Below are 12,795 nucleotides of genomic sequence, written 5' to 3' on the forward strand. Positions count from 1 at the left end.
GTGATCCTCCGATCCGGAACGCGAGAAACGGCGGGCCGCAACGGTGAACACGCCCCCACAGGCACTTTCCCGAAGGGCGGGGTTCGATGATGATGATCGTTGTTGCACAACCGGAATTGCGAAGTTTCGCAATGGCCTTGAACCGATTTCCGGTTTCACCGATCAGTCGACTCACGAGAGTGCTGGCTGTAACGCCAACCTGCCCGCCACGCGCGTCGTCAGATCCGTCCCGGCGCTCGGGGGCACGCTCGCACACCGGTCGGGCAGGCGATTGCCATCCACGCACTGGCCGGCCGACAGCGGCCGAGTCATGACCGGCGATATCACCTAGGGGTAAGAATATGCAGCCCTGATGATGAATGTTCCCTCGACACCGAGACCAAACTTTTTAAGAAGTCCCCTGAACTGGTAGCAACGACCTCGCAGGAGGACCACTCACTATTGATCGAATCCACCGGGAGGTGCGATGCTCCACCGCAACGAGAACGCTCGGCCCGATTCGGTCCCCGGCAAGCCGTCGTCGCGACGGGTAACTGCCGTCAGCGGCGCCGACACTCCCTGCCTGCTGTACACGAACGGCGGGCGCCGAAGGCGTCTGGCGCTTTCGGTCGGCGAGCCGCGCGTGGTTCTCGGGCGCAGCCCACAGGCCGACGTGGCGATAACTTCGGATCCGTCGGTGTCGCGGGTGCATGCCGTCATCGAATGGACTGGCGGACATTGGACGATCATCGACGGCGGGCTGTCCCTCAACGGCACCTACGTCAATGGCCGACTTCTCGTCGGCCGGCGCAGGCTGCGGCCGGGCGACCCCATCCGGATCGGCACGTCGCTAGTGACCTACCACGCCGCCGACGAAATCGCGGAGGTCGACACCGGCGGACCGGCCGACCCACCACTGCATGCGGTGACAGACGCGGAGCGGAGCGTCCTCGACACACTGTGCCGCCCATACAAACGCCCCACTCCTCTCGCCGTTCCGCCGTCCAACTCGCAGATCGCCGCGGAGTTGCACCTCTCCGACGCCACGGTCAAAACCCATCTGCGCGCATTGTTCGCCAAATTCGGGGTCGAGGACCTTCCGCAGAATCAGAAACGGGCACGGCTGGCCGAGCTAGTCCTCCGCAGCCGTCTTGTCACCAAACGCACGCGCTGATTCGTCCACGACCCGACGCCTACAAGTTTGACGCTGTCCCAGTGATCTTGCAGGGGCTCCCGGTACAGGCGGGCGAACCCTTCTCTTCGACAACGCGGGCGAAGGCCCTATAGCTGGGCTTCACCTCCCGGCCGCAGATTGCGGCTTGGGTCGTCGAACACCGACGACACTGATCACGGGGACAACCTCGACACCCAGCAAACTGCATCCCCTACGTCAACCACAGCATCGTCGCCGACGCTGGCCTGAGCCGAATTCGGGCCTTACCAGGTCCACAACCGACCAACGCCATTCCGCGGTCACCGCGGGGGCTGGTCCCGCCACACTCGTTCACTGCAGACCGTGCACCTCACTTTTGAACCGGCAGAGTCAGAAGCTGATTACACACGCTCGCACGCGTCAAATAGCGGTGTGTCGCTTGCCAGGCGATGGGACCACCTCGTTGGGTGGCACTCGGCGACCATCGCCAACGCGACATCGCGACGGCGGCGCATCGGATTCTCGCCGGTGACGAGTTCGGCGACGATCGCCCAGTCGTAGAAGCTCGATACCGCGGCCAGCACTCGCGATCATGCGTGAGGTCGACCCAGAAACCGGCACCATGCCCAATGCCACGGCGTGGCTGATCTTCGAACCAGAACTACTGGACGAAATTCGGGATCTTCGGCATCACCCCGGGCCCCTGGCGAGGATCATCCGACCCGTGCTGAAAAGCCCGAAGTCGAGCGTGCTGGGGCCGATCGACACCGCGCCGTATTATGCGCTCGATGTCCAGGCCAGCGCCCTCGGCACCGTGGGCGGCCCGCAGACCGACGCACTCGGGCGCGCGCTGGACACCGAAGGCAACATCATTCCGGGCCTGTACGCCGCCGGCAACGCAGCCGCGCACCCACTAAAGGGGTTCTACGGAGGCGCCGGAGGGACGATCTCCCTCGGGCTGGTCTTCGGCTACCTGTCGGAAGCATCGGCCGACCCGCTCGAGCCCATGTGCGTGCGACGACCGCCGAAATTCAATACTTCCAAAGCAGAAGCAATTGGCTGACGGGCGCCGCAACCGGACCCGCTACCTACTTCGACCTGAAAAACGAGCGCCCCGGTGAGCATGATTCGGCCGTTGTCGGCCGGTCGGGATTGGGTTGGCCACTGACTCCCCCGATCGGTGCCTCTCACGCTGCCAGGGTGCTGATCTTGACCAGGTTGTGCGCCAGGACCCCGTGGCCGACCCAGATCTTGGCGCCTTCGGTGCCGTCGATGCGGGTGCGGTCCCAGCCGTATCCGCGGTTGAGGGCGCTGATTCTGCCTTCGACTCCGGTGCGCCACTTGATTGTTCGTCGGAACGCTGGGCGGTGTTCCTCGGCTCGCCGGCCAGCCGAGGGTTTGCCCTTGCGGGGGATCACCACGTTGCGCACACCGAGGTCGCGGAGGTCGTCCTCGATGGCATTCTCGCCGTAGCCGCGGTCGACGGTGACCGTGCGTGGTGGCCGGCCGGCGCGTGTGCGGACCCGATCCACAGCTGGGGCCAGCTGGGGTGCGTCGGCCGGGTTGCCGCGTTCGACGTTGTGGTCCACGGTCACGCCGTCGTCGCCTTCGACGAGCTGGGCCTTGTGGCCGAACTCGCCCGGTTTGCCGAGCCGTCCCTTGGCGATGGGCCGGGCGTCGAGGTCGTGCAGGCTGACCCGCCGGGTAGCTCCGTCCGGGGTCTGCCCGGCCAGCCGCTGTCGGGTCTGCGCGGTAGACGTTTCCGAAAGAGCCGGTCGGGTATTCCGTCCGAAGGACGAGGAGGTCTGAAGAAATGCCTGTTTGGGGATGGATCCTGATCGCGGTCATCGTCGTGATCGCCGTACTGGCGGTCATCGTTGCACGCTCGGTCAGCAGTCGTCAGCGGACGGAACGGCTGAGGGGACGGTTTGGTCCCGAATACGAGCGAACTGTGGGAGAGGTCGGCAACCTAGACGCCGCGGAAGACGAGCTCGCCGCGCGCGAACGAAAGCGGAAGAAGCTCGATATCGTCGCGTTGACGCCCGAGGCGCACGCGAAGTACGCCGACTCGTGGCGGACGGTGCAGATCGAGTTCGTCGACAATCCGTCGAGCGCGGTGGGCGCTGCGGACAAGCTCGTCATCCAGGTCATGCGCGAGCGCGGCTACCCGATCGACGACTTCGATCAGCGGGCGGCCGACATTTCGGTCGACCATCCGGAGGTCGTCGAAAACTACCGAACTGCGCACGGCATCTACTTAGCGCAGGAGCAGGGCGGCGTCGGTACCGAGGAACAGCGCGAGGCTTTTGTGCACTACCGGGCGCTCTTCGAGAAATTGCTCGAGACGGATGAGAACAAAGACAAGTCAAAGGAGGCGCGCGCATGACCACCCAGGATCAGCAACCCGAGGGCATCGGCTCGACCAGGGGGGTCGAATCATCGACCGAGACCGCCGGTTCGGGCGAGACTGTGTCCTCGACCGAGACCGCCGGTTCGGGCGAGACTGTGTCCTCGACCGGGGCAACCGGTTCGTCGACTGTGGGGACTTCCCCGTCGGCTGAGGGGACCCATTCATCGACCGAGGCAACCGAATCATCGTCCCGGCAATCGCTTTTCGATGAGGACGAGCTATCGGTCCTCCGCTCGCGTTGGGACGAGGTTCAGGCGGGCTTCGTCGATGATCCCAGAGAGTGCGTTCAGAAGGCCGATGGTCTCGTGTCGGACGTCGTCGACCGACTCACGACCGGCTTCTCGGAGGCCCGTTCGCGGCTCGACGAGCAGTGGGCGCGGGGCGAAGAGGGCTCTACGGAGGATCTTCGTATCGCACTCAAGCGCTACCGCGAATTCTTTCAGCGGCTGCTCGCGCTCTGAGGAGCAAAGAGCCGGGACAACGAGCTGCGGAGTGACCTCGAGACCACTTCAACCTGCCGCGGTCTGTCCAACTGCGTTTACTTGTGCTGGTCGTGTCCACCGGCGTGCGGGGCCGGGGCGCCGGAAAGGCCCCGACCACCTCGCCGAAGAAACCGCCGATAACGGAGATATGTCAACCGAAACCTTGAAGCGATTGCGCACCAGCACTTTTGAATCACGCCAATGTGCTGACGACGCCGGGCGCAGAGCCCGATCCCCGGCAAGTGCGACCTGATACGGCAAGTACGACCTGATACACAGTGGAGGCTGACCATGCAGACATTTCGGACAGCATTCGCAGGTTCGTGTCGTAGGGTCACGCAGATCATCCGGGCCGGCTCTGTCCGGCCTCGCTCGCCACATCTGGTTCGGCAGAGAGAATCTACGATCAGCAATCCACACCGCGTTGGAACATCACCGAGAACCGATAATCTTCGCCACGCAGCTGCTGGCACGGCCTGGGTACTTTCGTTCGCCTACTTGTTCGCGGAGATGTTCACCGCGGCGGCGTGGAGCACGCCTTACAGCTTCGCGCAGGACTCGATCAGCTCCCTGGGCGTGACGACCTGCGAAGTCGGATCCTGCTCACCGATGCACGACGTCATGAATTCGGCGTTCTTCGCGCTCGGGGTGCTCACCCTCCTCGGTGCACTGTTTCTTCATCGGCACATACGAAGTGGCCGGGAGAAGAAGTGGATACTCTCGCTTGCCGTGATCATCGCGGTCAGCACCGCTGCCACCGGTCTGTTTCCGGCGAACGATGGAACGATCATCCACTGGTCGGCCGTGTTGCCGGGCTTCGTGGCGCGCCACGTGGTGCTCGTGCTCATCGCCTGGCATATGTGGCACGAGAAGCGGCTGGTCGCCCTGTGGTCCGCACTGTGCGCACTCGTGGGCCTGGTCGGCGCCGGCCTCATGCTGGGACAGGCGCTGCATTTCGGCCTGGGGGAGCGTCTCGCTCTCTACCCGTTACCGATGTGGATGGCCGTGACCGGCATGGCGGTACTGATGGGGCTGGCACGCCGCACGGTGTTCCGCAATGTCGAGTTCTCGCTGCGCAGTTTCCGCCCGCGCACCGCCACCTCACGGCCGAGAAGGTCCGCGGTTACGGCACCTCGGTGCTCGATCGAATGGCAGCCACGAACCATTGGCGTGGACTCGTCCGAGACACGCGCGTAGCCGATCAGCATGCGTCGAAATACCTTTGTAGAGGTTTTTCGACATAATTTCTCGGGTCTTGAACAGGTTGCCGATCAGGCCCTGCGGTGTCCAGTTGATCATCGCGATGGTGCCGCCGGGCCCGCAGACCAGCATCTCGTCGACGGTCTGCCGATGGTGCGGCGCGAACATTGCTCCGACGACCGAGATGACGACGTCGAAGCTGTCGTCCTGGAACAGGGGCGGCGATCGCTCGCCCGGCGACGAAAAGCCCGACCACGGGCATGTCCGCAACATCACCGACGTCCCCCGACATCAAGCACGGATCGTCGTCACCCTCCGCGAGGGCGCACACCACCTGGTGTGACCGTCGAGGCGGCGGTCGTCGTTCTCTGGACCGCGGCGTCGGCTGACGCGCACACTTGTCATGGTGAGAAGCAAACGGCGCCTCCCCTCTGCTCGCCTCTTGCTGTCGGAGGGGGAGCCCTCACCTCGAGTGTCCGGCGCGGCGTTGACCGGGCTGCGAATTCTGGTGGGACTGGAATGGTTGTACAACGTCGCGTGGAAGACACCGCCGGACTTCGGCCGCGACAGTGGCGGCGGCTTGTACGGATTCACCGGCGCGGCCGTCGAGCATCCGGTGTTTCCGCCGTTCAGCTGGCTGGTCGAGCACGTGGTGCTTCCGAATTTCCTGGTGTTCGCGTGGCTGACGCTGGTGGTCGAAACCGTGCTCGCGGTGCTGTTGCTCACCGGGACACTGGTCCGTATCGCCGCGCTGCTGGGGATCGGGCAGTCCCTGGCCATCTGTTTCTCGGTTGCCGAGGCACCGAACGAATGGCCATGGAGCTATTTCATGCTCATCGGCATCCATGTCGTCCTGCTGTGCACGTGGTCGACCCGATATTTCGCCGTCGACGAGGTACGTGCCCAGTCCCCTCGAGGGAGCGGTCCCCGCGCCGCGGCATCGCTGCTGCGGACCTGGGGCATCGTCTTGGCGGTCCTCGGCGTCGCCGCCGTGATCGCCTCCTTCCAGACCGACCGGTGGGCCTCAATCGGCGGTCTGGTGGGTTACGAAGACCTGGAAGTAGGACTGGGCACCTACAACCTTGCGGGCGCGCTGGCGGTACTCGTGGTGGCGGCCTGCGCGCTCGCCGGCGCGATCCTCGTCCGCCGCGAGCTCGCCCTCGCCGGCGCCGTTCTGGCGTTCCTGGCCGCCGCCAGCATCTACATCCAGTCCGGCCGCACGGACGTGTGGCTGGGCGGCACGAACACCAGTGCCGCGGTGTTCCTGTGCGCCGCACTCGTCGGTGCCGCGACGGGGCGCCTGCTCGGTCGAACAGGTCCGCTCGGCCGATCCGCCCCGAAACTCCTGCGCCGCGGCCGATACTGAAAATGCCGCATCCCGGTGACTACTGATCGCCGATCCGAGCCCACGTCCCGATGGAGGACCCGATGATTCCCCACGAAGCGGTCAACCAGGTCACCGAAATCGCCAGCCGGAACGCCGAACGGGTGGACACCGAGGGTGTCTTTCCCACCGAGACGGTGGCCGCACTCCGCGACAGCGGACTCCTGGGATTGGTGTTGCCCGAGGACGTCGGCGGCTCGGGCTGCGGGCCGGTGGAGTTCACCGAGGTCCTCAGTGCGCTGGCCTCGGCATGCGGATCGACCGCCATGATCTATTTGATGCACGCCGCCGCCGCGGTCACCCTCGCGCAGGCACCACCACCGGGAATGCCCGACCTGCTCACCGGCATGGCGAAAGGGTCGGTGCTGGGCACCCTGGCGTTCAGCGAGAAGGGCTCCCGGTCCCATTTCTGGGCGCCGGTCTCGTCCGCCTCCGCGAACGGTGACACCGTCTCCGTGCAGGCCGACAAGAGCTGGGTCACCTCCGCCGGCTACGCCGATGTCTATGTGGTCTCGGCGGGCTCTGCTTCCGGAACCGCGGGCGAGGTCGACCTGTATGCGATGGGCAAGGACGCGCCGGGTCTGACGGTGGCCGGCCCGTGGATCGGGATGGGGCTGCGGGGCAACGCATCGGCACCGATGACAATCGACGCATCGTTCCCGGTTGCTCAGCGCCTCGGGGACCAGGGCGCCGGTTTCGGCATGATGATGAATACGGTGCTTCCCTGGTTCAACCTCGGCAACGCCGCTGTCTCGCTCGGCCTGTCCGCAGCAGCCAACACCGCCGCACTCTCGCATGTCGGCAGCGCTCGCCTCGAGCACCAGAACGAAGCACTCTCGGCGCTACCGACCATCCGCGCCCAGATCGCGAAGATGGGCATCAGCCTCGCGGCCCAGCAAGCCTTCCTCGCGCATGCAGCGCGCAGCGTCAGCGCCCCGGACGAGACGACGATGCTCAATGTTCTCGCCGTCAAGGCGTCGGCCAACGACGCCGCCTTGACGATCACCGACACGGCCATGCGGGTCTGCGGCGGTGCCGCCTTCTCCAAACACCTTCCGATCGAACGCGCCTTCCGCGACGCCCGCGCCGGGTCGGTGATGGCCCCCACCGCGGACGTGCTCTACGACTTCTACGGCAAGGCCGTCGCCGGCCTGCCGCTCTTCTGAGAGGGAGCGCAATGACCAGACCACTGATCGTCGGTGCCGTCGCCTACACCCCCAACGTGGTTCCCATCTGGGAGGGAATCCGCGACTACTTCCGCGACACCGACGCCGAAACGGATTTCGTGCTCTACTCCAACTACGGCCGCCAAGTCGAAGCACTGATCGCCGGCCACGTCGACATCGCCTGGAACACCAACCTCGCCTACGTGCGCACCATCATGCAGACCGACGGCCACGCCACACCGCTGGCGCAACGCGACACCGACACCACCTTCAGCACCGTGTTCGTGGCCCCACCCGGCAGTTCCATCACCGGACCCGGCGAGTTCGCCGGGACACGCCTGGCCCTGGGATCGGCCGACTCCGCACACGCGGCGATCCTGCCGCTGCACTACCTCGCCCAGGCTGGGGTCCCACCCACCGAGCTGTCGATCACCCGATTCGACAGCGACATCGGCAAACACGGCGATACCGGCCGCAGCGAACTCGACGCGGTCGCTGCGGTACTGGCCGGCGAAGCAGACGTCGCCGCGATCGGAATCGGCACCTGGAACGCGATGGGCACCGGCGATCTGATGCCCGGCGCCCTCGAGGCGGTCTGGCAGACACCCGAGTACTGCCACTGCATGTTCACCGCCATGGACACCCTGCCCGCCGACCGCTACACACCGTGGGTCGAGACACTCCTCGACATGGATTGGGACATCCCCGAACACCGCAAGATCCTCGAACTAGAGGGACTACACCACTGGGTGCGGCCACACCTGGACGGATACGAGACCCTGTTCGCGGCAGTGGAGGAACAAGGCGTCGATCCACGATGGTGATCCTGGACCTGATGCGACTGATGACCGGACTCCCCGACGGGGGCACCGGTGAGGTCGCGATCGGGTCCGCCGAGGATCTCGTCCTCGCCAGGCGATGGTGCGCACACAGTGGCAACACCATCGTCCGGGAGGACGTCGACGCCGCCGACACCGGGACGCTTCTCGTGCGGCGCGGGCACGCCCCCGACCCGCGCGAGGCGCTCGGTTCCGACCGAATGCCGGGCGCACGGCTGTGGCTGTACACCAACTTTCACTGCAACCTCGCCTGCGACTACTGCTGCGTCTCCTCGTCCCCGCACGCGCCCCGCCGTGAACTCGGTGTGGAGCGGATCGCCCGGCTGGTCGCCGAAGCAGCCGAGTGGGGTGTCGGCGAGATCTACCTGACCGGGGGTGAACCGTTTCTGCTCCCCGACATCGACAAGATCGTGCGAACCTGCATGGACGTGTTACCGACGACGGTGCTGACCAACGCGATGGTATTCAAGGGACGCGGGCTGCGAGCACTCGAATCGCTACCCCGCGAGGGTCTGGCCCTGCAGATCAGCCTCGACTCCGCCACACCCGACCTGCACGACTCGCACCGCGGAACCGGAAGCTGGGCCAAAGCGGTCGCCGGCATCCGGCTGGCCCGGAGCCTGGGTTTCCGGGTACGGATCGCGGCCACCATCGCCTCCCCTGGTCCGGGAACGATCACCGAGCTACACGACTTCTGCGATCAGCTCGGCATCGAACGCCACGACCAGCTGATCAGGCCGATCGCCCGCCAAGGTGCCGCGGTCAAAGGACTTGTCATGACCACAGAATCGCTCGTCCCCGAGGTCACCGTCACCGCCGACGGCATCTACTGGCACCCCGTCGCCGCGACCGACGACCACGCACTCGTCACCCGCCAGATCGAGCCGCTCCGCCCCGCCCTCGACGAGATCTACCAACGGTTCACCCGGCAATGGGCGGTCGCCGCCACCGCCGCCGCACTCTTCCCCTGCGCCTAGAACGGGCAGCGGTCCGTCGAAATTCGGTAGCAACCGCGCGAACCCGAAACGCAAATTGGCCCGGAACGGGTTGCCCAGATCAGATCACGGGTGCGCCGGTATTTCCTGGCCACGCAGCCACGAGATGTTCCGTGCTGGCGTGCAGCTGGTTGAATCCATCGACGACCAGGGCCAAGAAATCGCCCGGCCGCTGGGTCGGTGCGGTATCCCCGGCGTCTGCTTGACCGGTGCGCAGCAGCGTCTCCGTGGCCAGAGGCAGGTGTGTGTGGGTTACTGGATGGGTCGTCCCGGCCGCAAGTGTGTCCGTTTTGTCCGTTATCTACCGCGACAATAAGGATGCGCCGTAACCGGTGCCGGCGCGGGATTGGGCCCGGTGCCGAAACATCACCGGTCAAGCCTACAGTTCCGCAGTTCGCTCGAGATCGTATTCCTCGCGGAGCTTCTCGACCGACTGGACTGCCGCAGAGGCCCGCAACCGCTCTGCACGCTAACCGCTTCGACACGCTCAGTGCGCCGGCCGATGACCGGGCGGTGTTCACCGCGATCGTGTACGTGCTCACCGGCGGATGTGCGTGGCGGCACCTGCCGCCCTCGTTCGGGGTCACGGTTCCTACTGCGCACCGGCGATTCACCGGGTGGGTGGCAGCCGGGGTGTTCGAGAAACTGCATTGTGAGGTGCTCGACCAACTCGGTAGTGCGGGCGAACTCGACTGGACGGCAGCCATCCTGGACGCGGTGAGCGTCCGGGCAAAAAAGATATCCCAGGAGCTCGGGTGTCAAGCGGCGGCCTTCGCGACGTGATGCGACCACGCGGTGGTTTCGTCCTAGTGGGTGCGGGTCTCGAGGCACCCGTGCAGGATGCCGACGAGCCGGTTCGCCAGCTGCCGCAGGGCGGAACCGTGATCGAGACCGCGGTCTCGTTGTTTGTCGTAGTAGGCGCGGGCACCAGGTGACGCTTGCAGGGCCGAGAACGCCTGAGAGTTCAGCGCATCGACGAGCCGGTCGTTGTGCACGAACCGAGCTGCGACCACCTTCTTCTTGCCGGAGGCGCGGGTGATAGGACTGTGGCGGCATAGTTCTTGCGGGCCTTCGCGGTGGCATACCGTTTGGGGTCGTCGCCGAACTCGCCGAGGACCCGGGGGCCGAGCGACGGTCCCATCCCGGGTTGGGACAGGATGATCTCAGCGTCTTCGGTGTCGGCCAAAATGCGGATCGACCTGACCCTGCAGCGCCTTGATCTCCGTGTTCAGGGTGGTCAGTATCGCCACGGTAGAGCGGACGGTCGCCGCGTCTCAGTCGTGCCGCCGAAGCCGGGTCGGACCGGATAGTCGCGTCGACGATCCCGGGATGACCCCCATCCGGGGAGCCGACGCCGTTATCGGACCACGAGGCCGCAGAGAATTGTAGTTGTTCACACGACCGACCGAAGCCGAAACGCAGCTGTCATTTTCTGCACACCTTGCACATCGAACGGGCTCTGGCATAGTCACTTTGACGTTGACGACACACCGAAGGCAGACCAGGATCATGCGACAACCGGGCTGCGGCGCCCCGCGGCGCGACCCGACCAAGGTCGCTACTCGGCCGTCCTTACCCGCACATTTCCGAGGTACTCGCCGCAAGTAGTTTCGATACAAGGAGTCGCACGTGGGCGCTGCACAGATCGTGTTCTTAATCGGCCTTGCCTCTCTGATCGTGGCCATGGCGCTCCGCAAGAACGTCATGATCCCCGCGGTACTGGCGACATTTGCGACTGCACTGGCGTACAGCGGCAGCGTCCCGAATGCCGTCATGTCGGTGTTCCGGGCCACCATCACTTCCGGCACCGCACTGTTCGAGATCTTCATCGTCATCGCCTCGGTGACCTCGATGCTCGCAGCGATGCGGGCGATCGGTTCCGATGAGGTGATGGTGCGCCCGGTCAGCCGGTGGATGGTCAATGGTCGCGTCGCGTACATCGTGCTGTTCGTCTTCACCTATTTTCTGTCGCTGTTCTTCTGGCCGACCCCGGCTTTGGCCCTGATCGGTGCGGTCCTACTTCCTGCCGCGATCAAGGTGGGTCTGCCACCGCTCGGAGCTGCGGTGGTTCTCGCTATCTCCGGCCAGGGGATGTCGATCGCCTCCGATTACGTGATTGGTCTTGCGCCGTCGATTTCCGCGAGCGGCGCTGGCGTTCCCGCCGACGACATCGCCGACCGTGCCCTGGTGATCTCATTGATCGTCGGTATCACCGCGGCAGTGCTCGCCTACTTCCTGACCGTCCGCCGCAGGATGCGTACGGAGGCAGTGCCGGGCACCGACCCCATCGGTGGAACTGTGCGTCCCTCAGGTGGTGTCGGTGGCACGCCTACCGGTTTCACGCCGGGCCCGCACGTCGCGGTTTCGCCCACGGCCACGGACGTGCTCGATGAGGAACTGCCCGGCTTCGAGGACGACGGAACGAGAATCACCGATCTTCCGACACTGACCCGTGTGTGGGTGATCGGCGTGCCCGCCGCGTTCATCGCCGTCCTGGCGTACATGTTGATCGGTCGTTTCACCGACCTCGTCCCCTGGGAGGACGGCGCGGGCGCGTCCCTGGTGGGAGGCACGGCAATCATCCTGATGGCGCTCGTGACCGTCACCTCACGACGCTCCGAGGCTCTCGAATTCTGCGCCACCCACTTCATCGATGGTCTGTCGTACGCATTCAAGGCAATGGGAATCATCCTTCCCGTGGCGGGTTTCGTGTACATCGGCATTCCCGACTATTCGGGCGCCATTCTCGGACTCGCCGACGACACCGCCGGTCCAGCCTTCCTTTTCGACACCGTAGAACGGGTGCAGCCATACATCCCCGACAACGGCGTATTCGTCGCGCTCAGCATGCTCTTCATCGGTATGGCGGTCGGTCTCGACGGTTCGGGGTGGGCCGGCTTACCCCTCACCGGTGGACTGGCTGCCGCACTGGCCCCGCAGTCCGGGATGGACACCGCTACATTGGCGGCCATCGCCCAGAACGGCGCCACGTGGACGGGTGGGGGAACCCTCGTGATCTGGTCATCGCTGGTGGTGGTCGCCGGATTCTGCCGGATACCGGTTGCCGAACTGGTCCGCCACCTCGTCGTCCCGGTGATGGCCGGACTGCTGTTGGCTACCGGAGCCGCCGTCGTCATCTGGTAGCGGCTCGCCGAACAAGGTTTCCGTACACAATCCCTGACATGGA

The 12,795-nt window shown here is 65.3% G+C and carries 11 protein-coding genes and 3 pseudogenes; 11 read left to right on the top strand and 3 right to left on the bottom strand.

Annotated elements, in window-relative coordinates:
* The first annotated feature begins 466 nt into the window (after positions 1–466).
* Complete coding sequence (locus R4P95_RS23345) at positions 467–1,153, top strand: FHA domain-containing protein (RefSeq protein WP_317744835.1); 687 nt, start codon at positions 467–469, stop codon at positions 1,151–1,153.
* A gap of 571 nt (positions 1,154–1,724) precedes the next feature.
* Complete coding sequence (locus R4P95_RS23350; RefSeq protein ID WP_317744833.1) at positions 1,725–2,195, top strand: FAD-binding protein; 471 nt, start codon at positions 1,725–1,727, stop codon at positions 2,193–2,195.
* Between the two features lie 124 nt (positions 2,196–2,319).
* Here the strand turns inward: R4P95_RS23350 and R4P95_RS23355 are convergent.
* Positions 2,320–2,883: pseudogene (locus tag R4P95_RS23355) on the bottom strand (transposase); the annotation flags it as partial.
* 62 nt (positions 2,884–2,945) lie between these two features.
* Here R4P95_RS23355 and R4P95_RS23360 point away from each other — a divergent pair.
* From R4P95_RS23360 to R4P95_RS23370, 3 genes are all read left to right on the top strand, one after another.
* Positions 2,946–3,518 (top strand): hypothetical protein, encoded by a 573-nt coding sequence (locus R4P95_RS23360; protein WP_317744832.1) that lies wholly within the window; start codon positions 2,946–2,948, stop codon positions 3,516–3,518.
* The gene (locus R4P95_RS23365; protein WP_213572157.1) at positions 3,515–4,003 is read left to right on the top strand and encodes a hypothetical protein; all 489 of its coding nucleotides are present in this window, start codon (positions 3,515–3,517) and stop codon (positions 4,001–4,003) included. The genes R4P95_RS23360 and R4P95_RS23365 overlap by 4 nt, the downstream gene beginning before the upstream one ends.
* Before the next feature lie 531 nt (positions 4,004–4,534).
* Positions 4,535–5,221 carry a DUF998 domain-containing protein gene (locus R4P95_RS23370; RefSeq protein WP_213572158.1) on the top strand — a complete coding sequence of 229 codons (687 nt, stop codon included), beginning with the start codon at positions 4,535–4,537 and terminating at the stop codon, positions 5,219–5,221.
* 54 nt (positions 5,222–5,275) lie between these two features.
* Here the strand turns inward: R4P95_RS23370 and R4P95_RS23375 are convergent.
* Positions 5,276–5,437: pseudogene (locus R4P95_RS23375) on the bottom strand (class I SAM-dependent methyltransferase); the annotation flags it as partial.
* Between the two features lie 190 nt (positions 5,438–5,627).
* Between R4P95_RS23375 and R4P95_RS23380 the strand changes: the two are divergent.
* The 5 genes and pseudogenes from R4P95_RS23380 to R4P95_RS23400 form a co-directional block, all read left to right on the top strand.
* Positions 5,628–6,590 carry a hypothetical protein gene (locus tag R4P95_RS23380; RefSeq protein WP_397517631.1) on the top strand — a complete coding sequence of 321 codons (963 nt, stop codon included), beginning with the start codon at positions 5,628–5,630 and terminating at the stop codon, positions 6,588–6,590.
* Positions 6,591–6,652: 62 nt separating this feature from the next.
* The gene (locus R4P95_RS23385; protein WP_213572160.1) at positions 6,653–7,774 is read left to right on the top strand and encodes an acyl-CoA dehydrogenase family protein; all 1,122 of its coding nucleotides are present in this window, start codon (positions 6,653–6,655) and stop codon (positions 7,772–7,774) included.
* Positions 7,775–7,785: 11 nt separating this feature from the next.
* Positions 7,786–8,598, top strand: coding sequence for a phosphate/phosphite/phosphonate ABC transporter substrate-binding protein (locus tag R4P95_RS23390; protein ID WP_213572161.1), 813 nt, complete (start codon positions 7,786–7,788; stop codon positions 8,596–8,598).
* Complete coding sequence (locus tag R4P95_RS23395; protein WP_317744831.1) at positions 8,592–9,590, top strand: radical SAM protein; 999 nt, start codon at positions 8,592–8,594, stop codon at positions 9,588–9,590. Before R4P95_RS23390 ends, R4P95_RS23395 begins: the two co-directional genes overlap by 7 nt.
* Before the next feature lie 426 nt (positions 9,591–10,016).
* Positions 10,017–10,346: pseudogene (locus R4P95_RS23400) on the top strand (transposase); the annotation flags it as partial.
* Positions 10,347–10,414: 68 nt separating this feature from the next.
* Here R4P95_RS23400 and R4P95_RS23405 read toward each other — a convergent pair.
* Complete coding sequence (locus R4P95_RS23405) at positions 10,415–10,621, bottom strand: hypothetical protein (RefSeq protein ID WP_317744830.1); 207 nt, start codon at positions 10,619–10,621, stop codon at positions 10,415–10,417.
* 616 nt (positions 10,622–11,237) lie between these two features.
* On the opposite strand from R4P95_RS23405, the gene R4P95_RS23410 reads away from it, so the two are divergent.
* The gene (locus R4P95_RS23410; RefSeq protein ID WP_317840482.1) at positions 11,238–12,752 is read left to right on the top strand and encodes a permease; all 1,515 of its coding nucleotides are present in this window, start codon (positions 11,238–11,240) and stop codon (positions 12,750–12,752) included.
* The last annotated feature ends 43 nt before the right edge of the window (positions 12,753–12,795 follow it).

This window comes from Rhodococcus sp. IEGM 27, from assembly GCF_033142305.1.
GTDB classification, from domain to species: domain Bacteria; phylum Actinomycetota; class Actinomycetes; order Mycobacteriales; family Mycobacteriaceae; genus Rhodococcus_F; species Rhodococcus_F oxybenzonivorans.